Annotated in this window: 22 protein-coding genes and 1 pseudogene; 11 read left to right on the forward strand and 12 right to left on the reverse strand. The window is 40.6% G+C overall.

The window, feature by feature from the left end; all coding sequences use genetic code 11:
- Position 1: 1 nt before the first annotated feature.
- Positions 2–880: a DUF4007 family protein gene (locus tag WMW72_RS23495; RefSeq protein ID WP_341418015.1), complete on the reverse strand. Its 879-nt coding sequence runs from the start codon at positions 878–880 to the stop codon at positions 2–4.
- Between the two features lie 145 nt (positions 881–1,025).
- A complete protein-coding gene (locus WMW72_RS23500) occupies positions 1,026–1,667 on the reverse strand; it encodes a DUF6037 family protein (protein ID WP_341418016.1) in 642 nt (213 codons plus the stop codon).
- Between the two features lie 1,170 nt (positions 1,668–2,837).
- Here WMW72_RS23500 and WMW72_RS23505 point away from each other — a divergent pair.
- Positions 2,838–3,701 carry a ParB/RepB/Spo0J family partition protein gene (locus tag WMW72_RS23505; protein ID WP_341418017.1) on the forward strand — a complete coding sequence of 288 codons (864 nt, stop codon included), beginning with the start codon at positions 2,838–2,840 and terminating at the stop codon, positions 3,699–3,701.
- Entirely contained in the window at positions 3,701–4,624 is a 924-nt protein-coding gene (locus WMW72_RS23510) for a tyrosine-type recombinase/integrase (RefSeq protein WP_341418018.1), read from the forward strand. The genes WMW72_RS23505 and WMW72_RS23510 overlap by 1 nt, the downstream gene beginning before the upstream one ends.
- 460 nt (positions 4,625–5,084) lie before the next feature.
- On the opposite strand, the gene WMW72_RS23515 is transcribed toward WMW72_RS23510, so the two are convergent.
- Positions 5,085–5,390 (reverse strand): hypothetical protein, encoded by a 306-nt coding sequence (locus tag WMW72_RS23515; RefSeq protein ID WP_341418019.1) that lies wholly within the window; start codon positions 5,388–5,390, stop codon positions 5,085–5,087.
- A gap of 156 nt (positions 5,391–5,546) precedes the next feature.
- Between WMW72_RS23515 and WMW72_RS23520 the strand changes: the two genes are divergently transcribed.
- A complete protein-coding gene (locus WMW72_RS23520) occupies positions 5,547–5,918 on the forward strand; it encodes a helix-turn-helix domain-containing protein (RefSeq protein ID WP_341418020.1) in 372 nt (123 codons plus the stop codon).
- 111 nt (positions 5,919–6,029) lie between these two features.
- Here WMW72_RS23520 and WMW72_RS23525 read toward each other — a convergent pair whose 3' ends face one another.
- Positions 6,030–6,224 carry a hypothetical protein gene (locus WMW72_RS23525; protein WP_341418021.1) on the reverse strand — a complete coding sequence of 65 codons (195 nt, stop codon included), beginning with the start codon at positions 6,222–6,224 and terminating at the stop codon, positions 6,030–6,032.
- Between the two features lie 430 nt (positions 6,225–6,654).
- Between WMW72_RS23525 and WMW72_RS23530 the strand changes: the two genes are divergently transcribed.
- The 4 genes from WMW72_RS23530 to WMW72_RS23545 all read left to right on the forward strand — a co-directional run bounded on the left by WMW72_RS23530 (position 6,655) and on the right by WMW72_RS23545 (position 8,849).
- Positions 6,655–6,909 carry a helix-turn-helix domain-containing protein gene (locus tag WMW72_RS23530; protein WP_341418022.1) on the forward strand — a complete coding sequence of 85 codons (255 nt, stop codon included), beginning with the start codon at positions 6,655–6,657 and terminating at the stop codon, positions 6,907–6,909.
- A 14-nt stretch (positions 6,910–6,923) separates the two neighbouring features.
- Positions 6,924–8,105, forward strand: coding sequence for a tyrosine-type recombinase/integrase (locus WMW72_RS23535; protein ID WP_341418023.1), 1,182 nt, complete (start codon positions 6,924–6,926; stop codon positions 8,103–8,105).
- 217 nt (positions 8,106–8,322) lie between these two features.
- On the forward strand, positions 8,323–8,556 hold the full coding sequence (locus WMW72_RS23540) for a helix-turn-helix transcriptional regulator (RefSeq protein WP_341418024.1): 234 nt from the start codon (positions 8,323–8,325) through the stop codon (positions 8,554–8,556).
- Complete coding sequence (locus WMW72_RS23545) at positions 8,553–8,849, forward strand: hypothetical protein (RefSeq protein WP_341418025.1); 297 nt, start codon at positions 8,553–8,555, stop codon at positions 8,847–8,849. The genes WMW72_RS23540 and WMW72_RS23545 overlap by 4 nt, the downstream gene beginning before the upstream one ends.
- Positions 8,850–9,356: 507 nt before the next feature.
- Here WMW72_RS23545 and WMW72_RS23550 read toward each other — a convergent pair.
- The 5 genes from WMW72_RS23550 to WMW72_RS23570 all read right to left on the reverse strand — a co-directional run bounded on the left by WMW72_RS23550 (position 9,357) and on the right by WMW72_RS23570 (position 14,510).
- A complete protein-coding gene (locus WMW72_RS23550) occupies positions 9,357–10,589 on the reverse strand; it encodes an RtcB family protein (RefSeq protein WP_423227594.1) in 1,233 nt (410 codons plus the stop codon).
- Between the two features lie 35 nt (positions 10,590–10,624).
- Entirely contained in the window at positions 10,625–11,260 is a 636-nt protein-coding gene (locus WMW72_RS23555; protein WP_341418027.1) for a hypothetical protein, read from the reverse strand.
- Between the two features lie 118 nt (positions 11,261–11,378).
- Positions 11,379–12,410, reverse strand: a complete 1,032-nt coding sequence (locus WMW72_RS23560) for a hypothetical protein (RefSeq protein ID WP_341418028.1) — start codon at positions 12,408–12,410, stop codon at positions 11,379–11,381.
- 52 nt (positions 12,411–12,462) lie between these two features.
- Positions 12,463–13,959, reverse strand: a complete 1,497-nt coding sequence (locus WMW72_RS23565) for a TROVE domain-containing protein (RefSeq protein ID WP_341418029.1) — start codon at positions 13,957–13,959, stop codon at positions 12,463–12,465.
- Positions 13,960–14,126: 167 nt separating this feature from the next.
- Entirely contained in the window at positions 14,127–14,510 is a 384-nt protein-coding gene (locus WMW72_RS23570; RefSeq protein ID WP_341418030.1) for a hypothetical protein, read from the reverse strand.
- A gap of 62 nt (positions 14,511–14,572) precedes the next feature.
- On the opposite strand from WMW72_RS23570, the pseudogene WMW72_RS23575 reads away from it, so the two are divergent.
- The 4 genes and pseudogenes from WMW72_RS23575 to WMW72_RS23590 all read left to right on the forward strand — a co-directional run bounded on the left by WMW72_RS23575 (position 14,573) and on the right by WMW72_RS23590 (position 17,656).
- A pseudogene (locus WMW72_RS23575) lies at positions 14,573–15,885 on the forward strand (helix-turn-helix transcriptional regulator).
- A complete protein-coding gene (locus tag WMW72_RS23580; RefSeq protein WP_341418031.1) occupies positions 15,872–16,696 on the forward strand; it encodes a WYL domain-containing protein in 825 nt (274 codons plus the stop codon). Before WMW72_RS23575 ends, WMW72_RS23580 begins: the two are co-directional and overlap by 14 nt.
- A gap of 32 nt (positions 16,697–16,728) precedes the next feature.
- Positions 16,729–17,289 (forward strand): O-acetyl-ADP-ribose deacetylase, encoded by a 561-nt coding sequence (locus WMW72_RS23585; protein ID WP_341418032.1) that lies wholly within the window; start codon positions 16,729–16,731, stop codon positions 17,287–17,289.
- Between the two features lie 61 nt (positions 17,290–17,350).
- Positions 17,351–17,656 (forward strand): hypothetical protein, encoded by a 306-nt coding sequence (locus WMW72_RS23590; protein WP_341418033.1) that lies wholly within the window; start codon positions 17,351–17,353, stop codon positions 17,654–17,656.
- A 689-nt stretch (positions 17,657–18,345) separates the two neighbouring features.
- On the opposite strand, the gene WMW72_RS23595 is transcribed toward WMW72_RS23590, so the two are convergent.
- From WMW72_RS23595 to WMW72_RS23605, 3 genes are all read right to left on the reverse strand, one after another.
- Complete coding sequence (locus WMW72_RS23595) at positions 18,346–18,693, reverse strand: hypothetical protein (protein WP_341418034.1); 348 nt, start codon at positions 18,691–18,693, stop codon at positions 18,346–18,348.
- Between the two features lie 217 nt (positions 18,694–18,910).
- Complete coding sequence (locus WMW72_RS23600) at positions 18,911–19,834, reverse strand: bacteriophage abortive infection AbiH family protein (RefSeq protein ID WP_341418035.1); 924 nt, start codon at positions 19,832–19,834, stop codon at positions 18,911–18,913.
- Positions 19,835–20,217: 383 nt separating this feature from the next.
- Complete coding sequence (locus WMW72_RS23605; RefSeq protein ID WP_341418036.1) at positions 20,218–22,329, reverse strand: AAA family ATPase; 2,112 nt, start codon at positions 22,327–22,329, stop codon at positions 20,218–20,220.
- Positions 22,330–22,587: the final 258 nt, after the last annotated feature.

Raw genomic sequence — 22,587 nt, forward strand, 5'->3', positions numbered from 1 at the left:
GTCATCCTTTCAAAAACTCGCCTTTAATGTAATCAATAGATGAAATCATCGGCACTCTAATATAATCCAAATTATTTGTTCTAATGTATTCTATTGGAAATTTGTCATGTGTAGTTAGAATATTTAGAGCTTCAACAACCTTATTTCGAGATAAATTGAATATCCTTCCCCAAAGGTTATCAGCATTCACAATCTCTTCAACACTAATAAGTCGATCCTCTGAGATCTCATGATAATCAAGGAGAACGTAATAAAGCGATGGGATTCCGACTGTAGTAAGTTCAGGTGTGACTTTCCTAATTATGTCATCCCTTTCTCCCGAATGTTCGCTTTTGATTAAAGATAATTTTGAGAATGGGCAAAACAAAACGTCTTCCGGATCATTCTCGTCAGGTACCTTCGTGTAAAATTGGATCAAACAATCAATGTCTCGCTTGAGAGAATTCTGTGACACTTCTTTCACTTCATTTTGGCTTACCCAAGTGATAAAAGAATTAAACAAATCACGCTTACTAACCATCGTTTCTTTGTACTTATTAAAATACCAATCGAAAACAGTCGAAAGATCCTTCCTGTTCCTCACCAAATGGTAGTGAAGGATGGATAACGATTCGTTCCTTTGAAGAAGTCGATCACTATCAAGCAAGATGTCACCAAGTTCGGATAATACATGTACCCGCTGACCTTCTTCTGTTCTTTCCTCAAGAACGTCAAAAGCTAGAAGCCAATACTTTAAGGACTCAAGCATGTTTTTGCCCAAGCCAACGGTCTCAAATGCATATTCATCAAAAAAGAATCTCTTATTTTGCTTTACTGCCTTTAATCCCTTACTGAACCATTTATCTCTTATATAGAAACTTTGATGTCTAGCATAGGCCATATATGTGGATCTTCCCTTCACGAAACACAAAATTACTCCTGGAGACTTCCCTCCAGGAGTAATTATACATCAAAATGCTAGAAAAGGACAACTAAAAAAAGAAACGTGCGTTCCCCTCCTGCGCATTTTTACTTATTATGCTTATTTATATTTCGTTAGTGATTTCCTTAACCTTCTTTCTAAAAAGCAAACTTCTTTCGGTCGGCGTTGCGGACCAAACTGAACTGATGTTGTGTTTTCTGCAATGATTTTCGATCTCTTTTCCGAATACTCTTTTTGTTTTCTCTAGATTATGGACTTTAACCCGCCCTCTATTAGTATTTCTTGACCAAGTCTTAAAAAAAGGGAGCTCTCCTTCTTTATCATATTCTTTATCATTAGTTCTAGTATTTCTTATGGATTCTATCATTTCTTCGTCGGATGGGACCATAACTTCATCCGTTTGGATAATTCTCATCCTTGTACTGATAGTTTGGAATAGGCCTGCCGTTGAGTGTTTGGCGTATTCTCCTCTATCAGTTTTTACAAATTCCACAACGTCTAGCATATCTTTAATTCTTTTAAACACATCTGTTGGAAGCCTTCCCGAAAGGACGCCGTCTGTAACAGGAGCTAGCCAACCAACATTGAAGTCTTTTATTCCAAATAAAAATGTTAAGCTATTCAAAAAAAATATTACACTACCTCTTATTCGATTGTGTTCAAAACTAAATAGAATAGTATCAGAATTCTTTTCTTTACATATTGCAGTTAAATGAGCGATTTCATTCTTTATATTAACTGCCATCAGAATCTATCCCCCATCTAAGAACTTTCCATTTACTTCATAATTCGAGTCATTTCTACATTATTCCTTCTCATGGCTGATTTTTAATTTCAGATTTTAAATCGAAAGATAAGATGGCGGCCTTTAGATCACCTTAGGGTGACTTAAAGCGACCCAAAGGTGACTTAAAGTCACCCTAAGAAGGATATAGAAACGATAGGTGGATATGAATTTCGAACAAAAAATGTAATTATGTGGTATATTTTGATCGGAAAAATCTGTTTATTGAAAAGATGAGGTGACCCAAAGGTAACCCCCTCCAAGATAAGGTCACCTCTGGGTGACTTAGAGTAACCACTGGGTGACTTAAAGTCACCTTATATTAAGCTGAAGTGCTCTTGAAATTCTTGCTTGCATTCCATTTCATAATGATATATATTCACCCTATAACTTCCTTAACTCTTTCCCTTACTGCCGGCAGGCGCTAGCAGTCATTCTAACTCTTAAATTCTTCCTTAGGGAAGACTGTGCTTTAAATTCCTATTTTGGATTGATTATTTAAATGTTCTCTATGAACCATAAGCCCTTGGGCAAGTTATTCCTTGTGAAGTCAAAGGACTAACCAGCTCAAGGGCTTTTTATATTTTATTCGTGCGCTTCCAAGCCAAGAAATGATGTCTACATGGACAAAATTTCTTGGCTTTTTATATAGATTCTCTCCTTACTGATTTTTCAGGTCTATAGCGTATATACGCTAAATTGGGGTTCGGTGAAGCCCATAAGTTCACCAAACAATACAAAGCTCATTATGAGCGACAACCGCTGGCACGGCAGATAGGTGCACCTTACATAGCCGGGATCGTCCCGCCGAGCTATGGTTACTAACAATCGGGCAAGAAAACGACCTGGTTCTTTTACCGAGCTATTGCTTGCTTTAATGCGGGTTGTTGTAAGCAGAGCTTTATGCTCACCCGTCCTGGGAAAGCTTATCTTTACTCAAAAAAATGTTCATTGAAAACTTAATCCTTCTCTCAGAGACTCAGAGAGAAATTTATAAATTGGCATGCTCATCTCACTTATACCAAGGCTTTCCCATTCATGATCTATGAAGAAAAACAGAAGATGAGCTTAGCCCTTAGTTGAGCTATGTCTTTTTTAATAAAACAAAATGATAAGGAGTTTGAGTTCAGTATGCAGAAAATTAATGACCAAATTCAATCGGTATCCATCAACCAGCTAACAGAACATCCCTTAAACCGAGAATTATTTTCAGCATTAACACCATCTGAATATGAGCTTTTGCGCCAAAGCATCCAAGACCATGGATTACAACATCCCATATTAATTAGTAAAGAAATGGTCATACTTAGCGGAAATTGCCGATGGAGAATTTGCAAGGAACTGGGTTATGAGTTTATTGATGCGAAGTTGGTAGACTACTCCTACGAAGAAGAAGCAATTGAATTATTAATTACCGAAAACAAGGCACGCCGTGGAGCGGAAGACGATTACATCAAGCTAGCAAAACAGATGGACTCCCTTCACGAGGCTTGGAATATTTCAGCTGGCCGAAAAAGCGCGCATGATGCGCGGGATAATGGACAAAAAAAGCGTAAGGATGTTGCTGCTGTGTTTGGGATGAGCGAAGCTCAAGTTGGACGGCATTTGCAGCTATTGAAATTAAACCCAAACATTCAAAGTTTGGTATCTGAGGGAAATATCTCATTAATGGGCGGTGTGGCATTATCAGGCCTTTCAATGGATATGCAAAATCTATTTTATGATTACATGCAACAAACGAATTACCCGAAACTTACAGTCAATGAAATCAAAACAATCATTGAATCTCTTTGTAACACAGTAGGAAACTTAGAAAAAAATATTGATTCAGTACCTAAGACTGAAACTCCAATTGATGATATTGAAGAAAAGGAAATTGCGAAGGTTCAAAAGGCCATCTCCAAGGTTCTCCTTTTAAATCTTAGTAATGGATCAAAAAATAAACTTAAAGCAACAATTATCAGTACTCTAAAAAAACTTGAGGAGAACGCCTAATGGGGAAATCCACAATTGAAGTACAGATGGAAATTTGCTTCAAACACAGTAAAAGAAACAGCTATCTTAGCAGAAAAAGATACATTGGGAGTTGCAGGCTCTTTATTGCTTATTTGAATGATGTGTTTAAACTTCAAAATCTTCGCAATCTGCATGATAAACATGTAGCAGCTTACATTACGGAGAGGCAAAATCGAGGGATGACAGCGAAAACCATCTTGAATGATTTATGTGCTATCCGGTACCTCCATGATCTTATCCAAAACCCGCGGTACGAGTTATCGGATAATAGAGTCCTCCACGATAAATATGGACTAGTTCTAGATAGGGCGTTTGCTGTTAATGGAAACAGATCATGGACCAGAGAAGAATTTGATCGAATGCTGCAGCTTGCTATTGATTTGAATCGGGAAGATATTATGGATGCTATGACCTTAGCAAAAGAACTTGGGCTTCGTGTAACTGAGGTCGTAGCTATGTCACGTGCCCAAGTTGAAAAAGCACTGCGCACACATATCCATACAGTTAAAGGCGAAGCTAAGAACGGAAAACATAGGGATGTACCTCTGACACACACAGCTGAGCGCGTAATGAGAAAGCTTATGCAAATAACCCCTCGAGGGGGGAAGGTTTTTGTTAAGGAGGGAGAAAAGGTCCATCTTGTCACAAATAGGATCCAGCAATTCATTAATTACCATCGCGAAAAAATTGTAACACGAGAAGGAGAGCAACTAAGGAATGATCATAGATATGGTACCCCTCGTGAACTAACAATGCATGGTCTACGTTACAATTATGTACAAGAGCGTTTTGAAACTGAACTATCTAAAGAAGGAGTAAATGAAACGGAGGCTGCACAGAAGATAACTAAGGAAATTGGCCATAATCGCACCAATGTTCTCAAGGTATATACGGGTGGATAAACCCGCTGTTAAATAGATCCTCAGGGTATAACTGAACATCCGGTTATACCCTTTTAACTCGCCACCCCTCCAAAATGAAATACCGTTCTCCACCATTCCTCAACGACTATTACTCCCATCAACCTGTTTCAGGGTTAACTATATTTCTAATGGTTTATTTGGCGAATGATCAGATTATTAAGATTAATAAGCAGCTACTCAGGGTTATCTATTTGGTCCAACACCATTGCTGCAAATCTCAGTAATTCAAGATCCGACAAATCCTTCACTGGCATTATATCGTTATCCATATGAGACCGGAATTTCTGAACCTTTATTAACATTTGCTGATTATTCGGTTGGCTTAATGAAACTTTCCTGCAATACAGCTCAGCTATACATTCCCGAAGGACATCGGTCATCTTATTTGATTGATTTACCATAAGCATCCCCTCGTTAATTAGTATAGGTAGAAGCTTGCTTAAATATATTTATTTAAGTCAAGCGCGTTCTGGTATGAGTCAGCAATATTAAACTTATAAATCTCTCCATCAACATGATTAGGACGATAGGATATACCTAAAACCCTGTGGAGCTTTCCATCGTCCCCCTTCAAATTAGATATCCCATCTTCCGTTTGAGCAACAGCCATCCTATGTACCTCTTCCCCATCTTTAAGCTCTAAGATTACTTGATCTTCGTTGCGATCTATATTTTTATACCGAAAACATTTTTTTACGCCTTCTTCATTCACAAGAATCAACGTATGTATCTGTCCTGCCTTCATTAAAAATCCCCCTATCAAAATTCGAAACTATCAAAAATACTTCATATAATAAAAATATATACATCTCCTATCTCTCACAAGCCTCGTATAAGGCTTAACTACTGCAAATAAACCTTATGAGATTTATATCTGCATAAATTCAGGAGGATGTCGAAAATGGATACTGTCAGAAAACTTATAGGTAAAAAAATAAGAGCTGTCCGAAAGGAAAAGGGATTAACACAAGTCGAATTAGCCGAAAAGGCAGAGCTGGTGTACCAATATGTCGGTGCGGTTGAACGGGGGACCCGAAATATTTCCTTGGACTCTTTAGAACGGATTATCTCGGCATTGGATGTAGATATTGATCAATTTCTAAATCTAACAAGCATGAACAACAATTTAATCTCTGAAGAGGAAACAAGCAAAGGCTATATTCTAACCCTGCATAATTACTTATTAAAACCACGGTCCGTACAAGAGATAAAAACGATACATAAAATTACTGAGGATATACTAAAGCTCTTGCCTACCAATAAACATGCCTAGATTTACATACTTTAGTTTTAAACCCTTCTCTGGCATTAGGATTCATGGCCGAAAAGGGTTTATATTGGTCTGTAATTTAGTTTTGTAATGCATACTATTTATATAAGGATGTTACTTTTTGTAGTAAGGATCTATTTTCCTTTCCCCCTTATCTAGTACTATTTTTTCGCCATTTGGCTCTTCACGAATATACTGACCGTCTTGTACGTAGAATAACGGGGCTCCTGCTTCTTTTGCCTTTTGACGAACGGACATTTTCACCTTTTTGAAAACCTGCATTAACTCATCCCTGCTTAAATCAGACATGGATTTTGATCCCTCCATTATCTTGACAAGATTTATTGAAGTATCTATTATTAGATTATACCATTTAGTCTTCACCCTTTACTTTTATTCCCTCCAGACGGTCTGGGAATCATTCTATTCATTAATTCTGCGCTTAAATTTAAATAGACGTTTTTTTCGTCGATATTACAAAGCCCTTTTCAGGTAGTATGCATTTCTCCTACTGAAAAGGGCTTTTTTGTGCTTTTTTCTATAACTAATCTCAATCAGCCGGGTTCCCCCATCATCTAAATGGCGGCTTATAAACAGGGAACACCAACAATTGAATTATGGAGGTCGGTTACAAGAAAAAAACAATATTAGTCCCCATACGATGAGTATAAATTTAGGTTGTCCGAAAATTGCTGGCGGTCTCGATAAGCTTTACTCTCAAATTAAGGAGGTATTTTACATGCGTGATTCTTATAAACAATCCATTGATTATACTCCGGCAGCAAAACGCAATACCTTAACCCTCAAGGAGGCTTGGGAAGAGGTATTCGAATGCCAGATCTCAAAAGACAAGCTTTATGCAGAATGCCGTGCCGGGAGACTGCCCCATACGAAGGTAGGTTCAAAAATTCTCTTCCGGAGGGATTCGTTGCTCGCTTGGTTCCATGAACAAGAAACAAAGAACTATTCAGCAAACATTGAATCACATGCATAATAGGAGGTATTTTCATGGCAAGTGTACAAAAACGCGGTAATGATTCTTGGCTACTAGTCGTGGAGGCCGGTATAGGGCCTGACGGAAAGAGAATTAGGCGAACTAAGACAGTTAGTGCAAAAGGCGTTCGCGAAGCCAGAAAGCTGCTTGCAGAATTTGAGGTCGAGGTCGAATCAGGGCACTATATTGCGCCCGAAAAAATGACTTTTTCAGCATTTGTAGAAGAGTGGAAAGAAAAATATGCTCAGCATGAACTTGGAATTAAGACGTTAGATATCTATTCACGCTTTTTAAAAAACCGTATCCTTCCGGTGTTTGGTCATATGCGATTAGACAAGATTCAGCCTTTTCATATAGTCAACTTTATCTCCGATCTCAGCAAAGAAGGCAGCCGGCAGGACGGCAAAAAGGGCCAATTATCCTCAGGCACCGTACAATATACTCATAGAATCATAAAAAATATATTCTCCCGCGCAGTGGAGTGGAAACTGATCAAAAGCAATCCTGCTGCAGATATCAAAAAGCACAAGGTAAAACGAAAAGAGATCGAAGTATACGATGAAGATGAGGTAGCATTGTTGTTTGAACTATTAGAAAATGAACCAATGAAATGGCGTATCCTGATCATGCTCGCAATAACAACAGCACTTCGCCGTGGCGAGCTAGTTGGTTTAGAGTGGGGACACGTTGACCTCAATAAAGGGATTCTTGTGGTTAAACAGAGCATTTCTCATTCCATTAACGGTCAGAGAATTATCTCCGAACCTAAAACGGATAAGTCTAAACGCAAGGTAAGTCTATCTGATAATGTGATTGAGCATCTTAAGGAGTATTATTTGGAGTCGCGGAAAAAGCGCCTTGCATTAGGTGACGCCTGGAAAGGTGGAGATCATTTTTTTGTGTTCAGTAACGATGAAGGAAACGCCTATTACCCTGAGACACCTTATCTATGGTTTCGTGCATTTCTTAAGAAGCATGGGTTAAAATACATTAGATTCCACGATCTTCGCCATACGAGTGCTACCCTATTAATCAACAAAGGCGTACATGCGAAACTTATATCAGAGCGCCTGGGCCATTCGAATATCTCGACCACGATGAACATCTACGGCCATGCGCTGCAATCAGCAGACAAGGACGCTGCGAATAAACTTGATCCGCTGGTTCCACCTAAGAAAGAAAGGAAGAATGGTTAGTTAAAGCCTGCACTGATTATACAGTGCGGGCTCTTTTTATATTTTTAGAAGAGTCCAATACCACTGTACCTAACTTTTAGGCATCTCTGCAGATCAGAAAAGACTTAACTACACAACTAAGAACATCCATAAAAATGAATAAAATAAATTATAAACTGACAAAAATAATTTACATATTGGTAAATATTTATTACAATAGGAGATGAGGAGGGGAAATATGGAGATCAATGGAGAGCTTCAAAATAACGTATACCTCTTAAGGGCCACCAAAAAATGGTCACAACAAGAACTTGCTGATCGTTTAGGTGTCAGCAGACAAACCATCGCTTCAATCGAAGCAAATAAATACAACCCATCCTTAGTCCTTGCCTTTAAAATTGCTAAATTATTTGGCATTGAAATCACAGAAGTATTTCAGTATGAGGAATATGAGGAGGAGGAATTAGAATGAAGTGGTTAGAAGTAGCCGTTTGGTCCATTGCTTTGGTTGTCGTCGCATACAATCTTTATTATGAATGGAAATTTTCGAAAGAGGAAGGAATGGATGAGCGGGGCGAGAAGATAAGGGGGTCCTCAGCAAGACTTTCGTTTTCAATCGTATGCATGCTTATTAGCCTCCTGATCATGTCCGATATTTTTATACAATATTCATTTCAGATGTATAAACTACTGGTCGCTCTAATTATGATCGTTTCCAATGTTGTATCTTTTGTTACATTGAATAGAATCCGTAAAACCTACTAGTCCCTTGACCCTATACGTATTCATTATTGAAAGTCAGGGACCCTTATTCTTATTCCGTAAATATAAACGGACGTAGACATTACATCTACGGCCGTATCCCGTTTCGAAAAGATAATATACTATTCATCCAAATCATAAATTTCAACCATATGATCTAGCCTTACGAGATCAGACTTAGGCAATCCTAGTTCCCTCGTCTTACTCCTGCAATAGGAACAGGAACAATGAATCTTACCCTTAGCAAGCTTCCCGGCAAACTTTAAGTGCCATCCAAGCTGCTTAGCGATCTTGCTCTTTCGCTGGATCACCCTTTTTCGATGGTGCCGATAATACGCTCGATTCCGATTACTAGATTTGTTTTTCATTCCATCACGCCCCTTGGGAAAAGGCCCAGCCTGCAAAGGAGCCAAAGGGATTTAGTCATCCCTTACAGGCCGGGCGTGATGAAACTACTAACTTGAATAAACATATATAATCACCTCAAATCGATGAGCTATTGGAAATGCATCAATCCTTATACGGATCAAACTCATCCGCTCCAGCCATGCAAACACCAATCGGTTTCAGCACATGCATGATCCCGATTGTTTCGGCATGTGCATCCAGTACTTCTTGAAGTTTCCGGTAAACAAACGGACTTTCGTCAGTACCTGCGCCGCGCAGCTCAACACCAAAATCCCGAACAGCCTCCATCATTTGCTCCGTAGTTATTTGACCGCCGCTTCGGGTGCGGGTTTTCCAATTCATTTTCCCTGCAGCTTGGGTCCGGCTCATGATTCGTCCCGCTCCATGAACGGTGCTGTAGTAAGACTCTCTGTTCTCTATACTGTCCTTCCCTATTACGATTACAGATATATCTCCCATACTGCCGCCGATAAAACCAATCTGACCGGGTGCAGAAGGGGTTGCCCCTTTGCGAACGACGACCACTTCTTTACCGTTGTGCGTCTCTTTCCAAGCATAGTTATGATGGTTATGCACTTCAATGTCCGCTTCCGTCCCCAGTATGGATAATACTTGCCGAATCACATAATCCCTACCGGCATAGGCATAACGTCCAGCCAGTTTCATTGCTCTGTAATACATATCGCCCAGTTCGCTGTTCAAATTCAGCAGTATTGGTGGCTGATCCATCTTTTCACCGGGGGCGTTTGCGAGAAACTCTCTGCCTGCAGCTAGGTTGATAAAACCGCTCGCCGTTTTATGCCCAAAGCCTCGGCTCCCGAAATGATTAGCAATCCACAAACGGCCAGTTTCCGCCTCTTCAAACAAGTCTACGAAATGGTTGCCGCTGCCGACTGTGCCGAGCTGACTCTGTGCCAATGCTTTCAGCTTGTCGTGCTCCTGTTTGCCAACCGCCCTGTAAACGGCCCAATCCGGATCGTCGAAAAGGTCATTATCAACCTTCTCATTATTGACACGTCCTACTCCGAAGGAGATTTTGCGAGCGATCTCATCCATAATCTTCTTCAATCCGGGTTTTATATCATGGGTAAACAAGCTAGTTCGCACCGCTTTATTTCCGCACGCAATATCATAACCAACGCCCGAGGGAGAGATTTGCCCATCGTATACAACAACCCCACCGATCGGCTGACTGAAGCCTTTATGATGATCTGCCATGAGCAGGGTTTGCACCACATTGCCGGTTTCCGTGCAAGTTTTTGCTTGGGCAAGCGCCCCGCTGTCGGGATTACCCCAAACACGCACGCCGTCTATGTTTTGATAAGCCCATACCACATTCAACTCCTACATAATGACTGTTTTCCCCATACTTACAAACTTTTTGCCTCTCGGAGTCTGTGAAGTCGTTCTTTTACCGAGTCTTCAGGCTCCACCTCTGATAAGTGAATGACCGCTTCAACAAGCCGCTCACCCCAAGAAGCAACGTCCCAGCCCTCTAATGCCTTGATCGCCATGTTTCGATTTGAGATCACTGGACTGTTCAGGCCAGTGAAGATCAATTCCGTACCAATCCCCTCGAACAGATCCAAGCTCTGCAAAATAGCGCCCAAATTCCTATGTGCTGCATATTCTTTGCCAAATCCCATCTCATTCCTGGGACCCGTAGCGATTTGCTGCAGAGGGAGATGCTCGGTGGCGAATTGAACAAACTTCCGAATTCGGTTTGGATCATTCGATTTCATGAGCTGTATAAAATGAAAATCCTGCAACGGGTTTTCGGCAAGCTGATCAAAGAGAGTGTTCCAAATATCTATGCCAAGCTTTTCGGCACAAGCGACGCCATAGTAACGGCCCGACGAATCACCGCCGCTAACAGCATCCATAACGATGCTCACCCACTTGGTGTCGGCCATAATCGATTGGCAAGCATCGCTAATATCGGTTCTTAACTGCTCGCTCCACCCCGCCGACATTCGAACGGCCCACTTCTCCTCATCCTGAGCCAAGAAGTCGTAAATGCTAAATATGGCTGACAAATGCTTGGCGGCTCTCCCTATCTCCCGGGTTAGCCTCACGTAAGCAAACAACACCTGCGGAGCATGCTCATAATCTTTTAGGCAAATCTTACAATTCCGAAACACTTAACAATTCCTGCTCTAGCTTATGAATTAATGTTTTTACATGAAGATCTAAATTAGGAATTTCTCTTCTTCTTAATTCCCTCTGTATACTTCCAAAGTATAAATCTTTATTTATTCGCTCTGCCTCCGTCATATATTCAGGTCTTATGTTCTCATAATTAAAACTAATGAGAGGGAGTGGAGCATCTATAGTACTTATCACACCTTCGAGTGAACATAAACTTGCTAGACCTATTATCCCTTTATCAGCAGTTACTAATTTTGGAGATATAGAATTTAAGAAGCTATTCTCAAAAAAACTACGCTGTAATAACCGCAAATAAAAAAAATCCCACGCTGTGTTCCATGCATTAAGAAGTACAGGAACTTTTTTAGAGTCAAATTTGAATATCCTATCACCGATTTCTTGCATATTAGGGTTACCAAGAAGGTAATAGAACGCTACTTGTGTTTCCAATGCTAAATCAGCCATTAGTTCGTAGTTAACAAAATGAACATACTCATCGATTAACTTCAGTTTGTTAGATTTAGCCCTTTTTTGGAGTAACATTATCTTTAATACACTGGCATAACTTCCGGCCAATAATGGATTACTGTGCAGATGATCCAAAATTGAAGTAAAAGTAGTTACCTTCTCTCTGTACGGTGAGCCATTAAACGCTATGCCTGGCGATTGTGCATGAGAAATTATTTTCTCTTTATTCCAGGAATATTGATTCTCTAACGCTAACGACATCTTCTGAAACTGTACGTCATTGATACTAGCAAGATTGTAATCCCAACATGCTTCTTGTAAAGCAAATCCAAATATGGTGTCTGAGGTAAAATTAGTCAACAAAAAATCCCTAGTGGCTTCTAAACTATTGTTATTTAAGGATTTGGGTTTATAATAATACTTCTCCAAATTTATGGCAGTATTTGTATCCATAATAAGCGAAAGATGTTCGTAATCTTTCTTGTCAAAGACCCCAATATAAGCGTAATAATTATATTTATCCATAATAATACTCGTCATGTTTTTACTCCTTAATTGATTTTTTACCTAATAAAAAGAGCGCATCGTTTAACTACCCTACTTCAATCGCTTCTACCCGCTCCACCAGCGAAGAATAGCCCTTAACTGACTGCGCGATATAGGAAAGCACAGTATCACTCCAACCATAAATGTAAAAGGTCTGAGGATCTTGATCCGGTACCATTGCATGCCGGTACGGAGCAATATCCACAATAAATGCCTTCACGTCCCGGTTTACTTTCGAACGGTATAGTTTCAGCTGCTCATAAAACGGACTGCCGCTATTTTGCTGCTCATCCGTGATGATGATGATTTGATCTACCTTCTGCCGCTCTTGGATCAGCTTCCGAACAGGCGCACCTGTATCGGTTCCTCCACGAGCATGGATTTGCGCCGCCTGGGTTAAGATACTGTCTTTGCGGGAAGGCCGAGCATCCACAACCTCCGTATCAAACAGCCAGAACAACGAACTGCCCTGCGTCTTTTTATATAATGCCAATGCAAACACCGAACCGATCTCTAAGTACTGGCCGTTCATCGAGCCGGAGATATCAAGGAAAATTGCCGTCTTTTCTCCGAATTCAGGTAGGTTGTTGAATGTAAGCTCGGCAGCTTCTCGCAAAGCATCCCGTAACTCCGGATGATCCACCTGGCGGAAAGCCGTCGCTAACCGGAATGGCAGGATTTTAGCCTTCTTCAGTGCCTGTTCATCGGTTATGCGGTTCACGACATAGTCCAGGTTACGTTTTTCTTCCAAAACCCCGGCTCGCTGCAAAGCATTCATATGCCGGAGCAGCGCAAATGTCGGCATCTGGTAAAGCAGCGCTTCCCAAACGGCTTTGGACGGCTTGATTGCACCCGTAACCGTTTCATAAGGAAGCTTGCCACGTTCAATCCACGCGATCAGCTCTTCCTCGGTTGAGGCGAGCTTCAGATTTTCCAGAGCCTCGACTTGAGGCAGCAAGGCAAGGTTTGCCTCCAGTCCACGCAAATATCGGAACAATGCTTGCTGCTTCAAGTCTTCCGGCTTCGGATGTGCGGTTGCAATGGCATCACCCAGACTGTAGCCGCGTCCACGGCCGTTATATTTAATAGCCCAATATTCGGACACTCCGGCCAAGAAACGGTTTACCCGCCGCTTGACAGCACGGCCGCCCTCTCCACGCCCCATACCTTTCAATATCATTAGGAAGTCGGATAAATCGGAAGGAATCCGAACTACGAGCAGGAAGATCTTCGCAAACAAATCCGGTCGATAAATCGAGAGAACCGCCAAGCCAAACAACGGCTGCAGTCTCATAAAGCCCTCGTTCCGAGCAAATATAATTGCCTTAGCCATAAAATTCGGGTTACTGTTCGCCATCTCTTGATGAAGCTGTTCTGCATCGGATAGCAGTTCATTTTGATCCGCGTAAAAGGTATTACTCATGGTATTGGTCAGCAGCGTCTGTAAATACTGCTCCTCCAGAGATCTTGCGAATGCTGGATAGTGATCTTTATTAAATGTATTCGGTCTAAGCGAACCGAACAGTTTTTTTGCCATACTCATACTGGATTGACCTCCTCAAAGTTTTCGAAGAAAACTGGCATCGTAAGCATACGCTTTGTAGCAATGGTGAGGAAAAAGCGGGATAGGTTTGCTGCAGGAGTCGAACCTGCCGTATTGCCCGGGTTAAACATTGGTCGATTAAGCTCGAAGTAACCCATCCCAGCGCCTCACCAGCTGCTTAAGTTATATCTTAACGAAGCGAGGAAATGATTGAAAAGGCCGTTAGTGCCAAGACAGACACCATCAATACTTATCCCATATAAGTCGAAGGAACCCTTTCTGGCGCCTCGCTTCGCTATTCCTTTTTTAATGATCATCGAGGAAGTTGGTCGGAAAGGTACATGCTGCTCTACCAACTGAGCTATTCCTCCATTGGAGAAAGTTGGACTCGAACCAACGACAAGCCGATTAGAAGTCGAAGTAACCCTTCCATGCGCCTCGATGATCTTTTTAGCCGCCGCATAGTCGTATCGGCTTCTGTATCTATATTCGCTTATTTTTGGAGTAACGAACATGGCGAAAGTATTACGACTGGGCATAAAGTTTTCCATTTCATCCAGTTCCCTCCCCTGCTACAATGGAAGAAGATGTTTCATTTGAACGGGGGATACCTTTGGCCAAGGAAAGCTTTGATAAAGAAGTTCAATTCCTGCGTATGTTGGTGCTGACAAGTGGTGCGTTCAGCAGGCAACAATTCGCAGAAAGATTGGGCATTTCCGTCCACACTTTTGATAAAACGATCAGGCGGCTCAAAGAGGTCGTCAGCTCCGTGCACCAGAACTTATCACAGGAACAGAGCAAAGAATTTTCTGAAACCCTTCGGTTCAGCTATTATGACTCCACTGACCCGCTGCTCTTGTTTCTGTTTCGCGCTAAATCCGTCAAGGAATCCGAAAGCCAAAGAATCTCACTGCTTTTAGCCGCGATGAATGAGCAGGTTTTGACTGCGATGAAGCTCTTGGACATATGCTTCAGCAGTCTGCCTTCCGATCTACCTCTGCCAGACGAGAAGACCATTCGGTCGGACCTCAAGTACTTGGAGAGGAAGTCGGAGTCATCAAGAGGGAGCGTGGTCCTCGCCCCTTCCGGTATCGCATTCAAGACGACTTGATTCGCAACTTATCGGATGAAGAGCTTCTCGATTTATATGATTTTGTAGATGTGATGGCGAACACACAGGTCCCTTCTGTTCAAGGTTACCTTTTGCGTGATGGGCTCAAGAAGCATCTTTTGCGCAATCAAGTCGAGCAATATGCTGTAGAACCATTTTTATATAAATATCACTATTACTCGCGGATCCTAGATGAGGCACATCTGTTCACGCTCTTCCATGCCATCCGTCACCGCCGCAAAGTCCGTTTTTTATACTTCTCACCGAAGTCTGAAAAAAGCTACGCCTCCAAAAACACCAATCCCCTGTTTGAACGGGATACGGAGGGCAAAGCTGAAAAGACGTTGCCCCTTAAGATTGTCTATGATCATCAATATGGAAGATGGTATCTCCTTTCCCACGGTAGGGAGGGGATTCGGAAATACCGAATGGAAGGAATCACACAAATCGAAGAAGATGAAACCGTGGACGAGACCTGGTATGAGGAAAAGAAAAGCGAGCTTGCCGAGAAAATACGCTACAGTTGGCTGATCGATACCGGACGTCCGGTGACGGTGCGCGCCAGATTTTACAATCCGGAAAGTTCTGAACCTAACTTCGTCAAAGAGCGGGTTATGCTGCAGGGACAGTGGGGACAGATTGTGTTTGAAGATGAACATTCATTTATTTACGAGATAACCGTAAACGGAACTACCGAGATCAAGCCGTGGCTGCGGAGTTTCGGTTCCAGCTGCGAGATTCTGGAGCCTGTTCGACTCCGCCGTGAAATGATTGCCGAATGGAAGGAGATTCAGTCTTACTATGAATCTGTTTGAGAAAATATTCAATCACCAGATCATCTCCCGGCTGGAGGACTCCGGTACCTTTATGGTCACCTCGCACGAACGGGCGTGGCTGAAGACCATGCTGGAGCATCCCGCGGCGACAGATGCTTTCACTGCGGACACTTTGGACATGCTGCGTTCAGCCCTCGAATCTGATCAGATGATGGATATTTCCCACCACTTGATTGAAAAAGCCCGTACAATGGAAAAGCAGGTCTACCCCCCGCTCCTGCGGCCTTTGCGTCGTCACATCATGAATAAGACGGGCATACGTATAACGTACGAGATCAAAGGTGGGCGTATAAATACAGAGCATTCGGGCTTTCCCTACAAACTGGAATACTCCATGGTCAAAAGAGAATGGTACTTGCTCTGGTATCACATCCGCCATCACGCCATCATGAGCACTAGGCTGAAGAAGATCCATTCTGTCACACCAGAACTTATTGATCCGTCGACAACGGAAAGCATTATTAAAAGGATCGGAAAAACTCTTGAATCGCGTAAAAGTAAAGTTGTCATTGAAATTGTCCGAATTTATAACTCTGAATTGTCCCGTATCCTGTATGCCTTCTCCAGCTTCGAAAAAAATGTGGAGTACGATATGGAGAACGATACCTATTTAGTCCATGTTTCTTTGCTTGGGGACGAAATGGAGTATTTACTTTCCAAGATCCGTTTTCTGGGGAAGCGGGTTCGGGTGGTTGAAGGCGAATATTTGAAAAGACGTATGTTGGAATCATCAACGAAAGCTTTGGAGCGCTACGGGGTCATTACGGCCGATGAGGAACTTTCTTCGTAGTTGGTAATGAATTTTGCTGTTGGAGGAGAAATATGGAGGACTACATAAAGGTCAATCAAACAATCATTACGTTGATTCAAGGAGACATTACGAAAGTAACAGCCGACGTAATTGTTAATGCCGCGAACACAAGCTTACTTGGTGGCGGTGGCGTGGATGGTGCAATTCATAAGGCTGGTGGTAAAAGCATTCTTGAGGAATGCGTAAAGATAAGAGAACGACAAGGAGGCTGCGCTGTCGGTGAGGCAGTCATTACTACGGCAGGCAACCTTCCCGCATCCCATGTCATCCATACGGTAGGTCCTGTATGGAACGGCGGTAACAACAACGAAATTGAAAAACTCAAGAGCTGCTACAGAAAATCCCTTAGCCTTGCCTCGGAATATAAAGCCAAAAGCATTGCTTTTCCAAATATCAGCACGGGGATTTACCGTTTCCCCAAACAGCTCGCAGCTGAAACTGCACTTGAGGCTTTGTTTGATTATTTAAACCCTATGAGTGTCGAGCAAGCAACAATCGAGCAAATTTATTTTGTCTGCTTCGATGATGTGAATTTTAATATATTTCGTAATAAACTCGTTAATGCTTTATGATTGGGCAGTGCTTTAATATGGAATTATTAATTTTGTATTCTGATTAAAGGAGTTGATCAAAATGATGGAAAACAGTAAGCCATCCGGCGATCTGGCTTTTAAAATAGTGAGAACCATTTTGGATGACATTCTGGGGAGATATGCACTAGATCGAATGATCATTGGCGGTCCAGACCGTAAGGATCAAGAGATTCTTGCTTCAATGTTTGAAAAATGGAGACATCTGGTTTCCCGTGAGCTGCATGCAAAAGGCATCGTTAGTGAAATTTATTCTCCAATGGAACTACATGAAATTGAAAAGTTAAGTCTTTTTGATCTGCTCGAGCTTCGAGAGGAATATTTGAGATTAGAAGGTGAAATGGTTTGATTTATTAATCGAAAGGGATATACTCATATGCAGCTCCATCTTCAGGTGATCCATCCACTTGGTTCGAAGAATTAGCAGAATGGCAGTAGGGGTATTGCTGGATAAATAAAGAAGGTATTGCAATGGATAAAAGTTGAATTTTGAAAGGAAGATGATAACATGGGCCCTCAGAATGAAAATAAGCGGGTTAATAAAAGCATATTTCTCGAGGATGCTATTTGTCCTATATGTGGCGGAAACGTTTACATAGATGACGGATACGGTTCGATGGAATCACAAGAATACTGTATAGTCGACCGCAATCATTATCGATTTTTTAGTAATTCGTTTGTCACAACGCTAATAGTTAATGGTATGAAATTTGAGGACTTTCTCGATGCATCCGAATATATTGAAAGTTATATTAAGAAGTGATGAACCTGAATCAATTCCAGGCACATTACTATCAATAATTTTACATATCGTAGTTCCATACATTCTACTCCGCAAAGAATCATACATTCTACTCCGTGGAGAATCATACATTCTACTGGCGAGCAATAGCTTTCAAATACTCAATGAGATACTAAATTAATTCCTTTTCCTCATCACTCACGTCCTTTCAACCCCGATACTTTACCCGAATTACGGAAAACCTAATACCACTGTGTAGATCTAATACATAAATATAGTGGTTTGATTCCAACTCCTCACTTACTTTTCCAGCTTAAAACATTCCTCCATCTTCTGGCTTCCTCGATCCTTTGAATTCTTTCATTGCGCCGACTGACCCTTTGATGATAAGCTTCTTGCTCCGCGGGACTCATGGTCCTTAGCTTTTGAATTACTTCGCTGATATCTTCATCTTCCTCACTACCATTAGGCTCTTTCCGCTTTTGATGAACTCCCCAAGCAATACCATGTTCCCAAGCACTTTGGAGTTCATATGCTACTTTATCCGCAAGTTCTTCTGTCGGTAACTCCATTAACTGCTTATCGAAAACGCCGTCAGCTACAAGAACAAGAAACTTACCGTCTCTGACTACCGATTTGTACAAGGTTCGGTCTCCTTTCACAGAATGCATTCAAACCATCTTACTCTTACCATATAAAAGCCATCTCTGGGTGTCAATGAATCCACTTACTCGGTATTAAGCGTGGCGTTTGCCCCAGATGGAAAGAAACCACTCTTGGCAATCCACAATTCGCTGCCGCGTGATGATCAGGATGTTTGGGGAGGCAGCTTAGATTCTCATGGGTAACAGTACGTCGATTTTACGAAATATGATAAGTATTAAATTCCCCTTTAAATCCGCAGGATTTTATTACCTCTTCATACTCCTTACGTTGTGCGATACTATCATAGTCATTCAGATACCATGTAACATTTGCGGTAGGTAGGTTACGACATATTTTTTGTATATATATTTTGTCAACTTTTGAAAATGAAAACCCATAAGAGTAAATATTTTTCACTGATTTTGAAATGTTTTTAAAAAAGTCTTGATTTACTTTAATTGCATCTGCCGTGTTCTTACGAAGACTGCGTTGCATGTCTTGTAGCGAATCCTCAGAGCCAACATTGCGACTCATATTCTCATCGTAATAGTCTTTATCGTTCCCGTGCCCAAACAGTAGTTCTGCGCCTTGTTCCCCATGAATATGACAAACGTTCATTGCCCCGTACAATTCTTCTAATGTCATTGTGTAGTTAAATGTTAGGAAAAGATCACTTTCTTTAACTATTAATTTCTCAAAATCAGGTTTTGAAAGTATATCAGTAATCTCAATTGTGTCGATCCAATCTGAGAAATATTCCGTTATTTTTAAAATCGCTCCAACAAGGTTAGCAGCTAAGTCCTGATTCCTATAAACTTCGTGATAAGGATTATCGTCCTCACCCGCGCTCCAACCATCAAAATAATCGTCTAAATCTAAAATATCAATTGATGTTTCGAGATCACTCCATTTCTCACCTTTTGGCTCAGCATTGGTAATAATTGCACTGAGAAAACTTATAACAATATCATCGTTGTAAATTATATCCCCATCAGGCGATATGCTGGATTCTGGCATCACAAATTCATCGAAAGGTGCATCAGGATAAGTATCAATAAGATATTGATGAAAGTCCTCATACGATATTTTCATTCCATGCGCAAGATCGAAGCCGGTACCTATTAGAAATAAACTACTCATTCTTTTTCTCTCCTCACCGAACTTCGCTTCGCCCAACTCCATACACTTATTACAGTTCAATAAAACTAACTATACCAGTAATATTCAATAATTAGCAGATAAATTTGGGAATCTCACGAGACAAAAACTATACCGATTTTATGACTGCCCCCATAAAAGCGAAAGTACCATCGATAGCGTCAACAAGACGGTAGCAACGGTACTGTTAAGATTTTAGTGGACAAGTTTAATCTGAGAACGAACTGAACCTCTGTTCCGCATTAAATGTTATCGTTTTGTATGGAAAAGGGTTCGATTTTCCGAACCGCGGTTCGGTAAATCCACAATTTGCCGCCGCGTGATGCTGAGATTGTTTGGTGAGGTGGCGTAATAATCCTCCATAGCTAATCAAGCCACTCAACAAAATCTGAAAACTGTTTTGTAACTTCCTTCAATAGGTTAGCAAATCTTGAATTCTTTTGCCTTAAATGAATTACTAAAGTATCTATCGCTCTCGTTGCAGGAATCATAACCCATTGATGTGCCCAGTTTAATATTTCTTCATCTTTACTGATTAAAGCTAAAGTTTGCTGTCCTTCTCCATCATCTTTAAAAGTCTTTACTTTATACTCAAAAAAATCATCCATCTCCATACAAACAACAATCCATCCTTCTAAACCACGAGAGGAGTCGTATTGCAAAACCCGATGTTGTTTTACATCTGTTGGATATTCTGTCCTTAAATCTGAGGTTGTACCATCCCAAATTTCAGTTCCTTGTGCTTTCCATTCTTCTGTCAGACTAAAACAACTTATCGTTTTTGTTAACTGTACCCCTCGTTTTTGATATTTCACTTCTTTCTTTTGCACCAATCTCGGTGGTACCAAAAACATCATTTCATATGGCTTATTTCCATCTTCTTCACATTGGTGGACTAGCCTTTCATTTAATAATTTATCATATGGCCTAGTGGTTATTATGACTTTGCCTCCTGGAAGATCTGTCGACGGATCCACATCCCAGTTTAACCCAAAATAATCAGAATACGCCTTGTTGAATCTACATAGGTTAGCCTTTTGCCTTAGTGATTTCCGTTGTCCTTTTGTATCTATGTGACTTTCAATTCCGCGTGTCCATTGTGATCTGCGAATTCCACGAACTAACTGATCCACACCGTCAGCTATTATGAACTGATTAGATTTAAAAACGGAAAATAAGATTTCACGTTCATTCTCCGGCCAGTCCTGGGATTCGTCAATAAATATATAGTCCCAGTCCAAATGCTCATGTTCCTTCTTCATCAAACTTTGAACATCTGTCTCTGTTAATATGCCTTGCTTTATATAATCAATTAGTTCATTCTTTAGGGATTCATATTCACTAAGAAAGAATCGTTCTTCAAACTTAAGTAATTCTCTAGCTATTTCATCTTCGCTAACTTTCGTGATATCAGGGTCTTTCAACAATTTATGCTTAAACTCTTGCTTAGCTTTTTCTAATGATGTATTAAATACCCCAAAGCCTAATAATAAATCAAATAAAAAGGAATGGACAGTTCTTACTTCAATTGTTGCTTCGGCAATATCGTTCTTAATCCCAGCTAGAGCAATTAGTCGTTTAATATCTGAAACTAGTGCTTTATTGTATGTTAAAATCAAACATCTATGATCTTGTTCACAAAGGTCATAAGCCATATGTAATAATTTGATCGTTTTTCCTGTACCAGCTCTTCCTCGAACTACTACTAGTTTGTTTCCTATTGCTTGAGCATATTGCTGATCTTTTAGTAGTTTTTTAGTTATACGTTCTAATCGACTTCTTGTAAGCTGACCAACATCTTTTTGTATATCGGAAAGAAACGAAATGACATTATTAAAGTCACCCATTAATGGGTCAAATCTGTCAAATGCCGTGAATGAATAATACCCTTTGAAGTATGAAGGAAAATTTTGCAAGCAAGCTAGCTGCAGCACTTCACTTAAAGAAGGTTTAGCCCATAAATAATTGTGTGGTAATGAAACACTATTCGGCTTTTCCATATTACGAAACCATATAAAATTACAAATACGTGGATCGCGTTTTAGTTTGATTTTATCTTGCAAATATCTTAACAATGAATATTTCTGCTCATTAGATTGGACTGTTGCATTATGAAAATTATTATTTTTGTACCGAACAAATGCCTGACCTCCTTGAAACATTACCCTGTCAGACGGATGATCCTTGACTTCAATGCAGAAGCAAAAATTATTAAAATATACAGACCTTTCTGCATGTTTCTCTTCTGTTCTATCTTTCATAGCTCTAGAGCTAACTTTTCTTCTAAATCCTTTATCAAATTGACCAACAACAACAAGATCAATATCTTTTACTTTTTGTCCAAAACATGTTACACCAACAGCAATAATAATCTTTCCACTTTCGCCAATTAAGAGATCTTCCTTAAAAACCTTGGCTAATTGCTCTGCCGCCTCATACTCAGGTCCACTATTATTACCTAATATAGTAACTTCCATTGTAATAACAACCCCTCAGACTTAACATTGTTAAATGCGTATAGCTAATAAATTCACTATACCATAATAATCCATATGACAGATTATGGATTACCTTTCGTATTATGCAATGCTAGTCAGAAATATTATATCGCTCGCTGATTGAAACCACTATTAATCCTAGCCCAGCATTAATAGTTATGGTTTTTCACTACATAACATTCAATTTAGCGAATTGCTTGCTTACAACCCCAAAAAGATGCATAAGTACCGTCAAAA

Source organism: Paenibacillus filicis (assembly GCF_038070315.1).
Classification (GTDB): domain Bacteria; phylum Bacillota; class Bacilli; order Paenibacillales; family NBRC-103111; genus Paenibacillus_G; species Paenibacillus_G filicis.

Coding starts and splice junctions, on each gene's coding strand:
- WMW72_RS23600 (WP_341418035.1), bottom strand. CDS start 19,834: ATGAGTAGTTTATTTCTAATAGGTACCGGCTTCGATCTTGCGCATGGA.
- WMW72_RS23520 (WP_341418020.1), top strand. CDS start 5,547: ATGGATACTGTCAGAAAACTTATAGGTAAAAAAATAAGAGCTGTCCGA.
- WMW72_RS23560 (WP_341418028.1), bottom strand. CDS start 12,410: ATGACGAGTATTATTATGGATAAATATAATTATTACGCTTATATTGGG.
- WMW72_RS23530 (WP_341418022.1), top strand. CDS start 6,655: ATGCGTGATTCTTATAAACAATCCATTGATTATACTCCGGCAGCAAAA.
- WMW72_RS23495 (WP_341418015.1), bottom strand. CDS start 880: ATGGCCTATGCTAGACATCAAAGTTTCTATATAAGAGATAAATGGTTC.
- WMW72_RS23505 (WP_341418017.1), top strand. CDS start 2,838: ATGCAGAAAATTAATGACCAAATTCAATCGGTATCCATCAACCAGCTA.
- WMW72_RS23540 (WP_341418024.1), top strand. CDS start 8,323: ATGGAGATCAATGGAGAGCTTCAAAATAACGTATACCTCTTAAGGGCC.
- WMW72_RS23545 (WP_341418025.1), top strand. CDS start 8,553: ATGAAGTGGTTAGAAGTAGCCGTTTGGTCCATTGCTTTGGTTGTCGTC.
- WMW72_RS23585 (WP_341418032.1), top strand. CDS start 16,729: ATGGAGGACTACATAAAGGTCAATCAAACAATCATTACGTTGATTCAA.
- WMW72_RS23515 (WP_341418019.1), bottom strand. CDS start 5,390: ATGAAGGCAGGACAGATACATACGTTGATTCTTGTGAATGAAGAAGGC.
- WMW72_RS23500 (WP_341418016.1), bottom strand. CDS start 1,667: ATGGCAGTTAATATAAAGAATGAAATCGCTCATTTAACTGCAATATGT.
- WMW72_RS23510 (WP_341418018.1), top strand. CDS start 3,701: ATGGGGAAATCCACAATTGAAGTACAGATGGAAATTTGCTTCAAACAC.
- WMW72_RS23580 (WP_341418031.1), top strand. CDS start 15,872: ATGAATCTGTTTGAGAAAATATTCAATCACCAGATCATCTCCCGGCTG.
- WMW72_RS23565 (WP_341418029.1), bottom strand. CDS start 13,959: ATGAGTATGGCAAAAAAACTGTTCGGTTCGCTTAGACCGAATACATTT.
- WMW72_RS23525 (WP_341418021.1), bottom strand. CDS start 6,224: ATGTCTGATTTAAGCAGGGATGAGTTAATGCAGGTTTTCAAAAAGGTG.
- WMW72_RS23605 (WP_341418036.1), bottom strand. CDS start 22,329: ATGGAAGTTACTATATTAGGTAATAATAGTGGACCTGAGTATGAGGCG.
- WMW72_RS23535 (WP_341418023.1), top strand. CDS start 6,924: ATGGCAAGTGTACAAAAACGCGGTAATGATTCTTGGCTACTAGTCGTG.
- WMW72_RS23570 (WP_341418030.1), bottom strand. CDS start 14,510: ATGGAAAACTTTATGCCCAGTCGTAATACTTTCGCCATGTTCGTTACT.
- WMW72_RS23590 (WP_341418033.1), top strand. CDS start 17,351: ATGATGGAAAACAGTAAGCCATCCGGCGATCTGGCTTTTAAAATAGTG.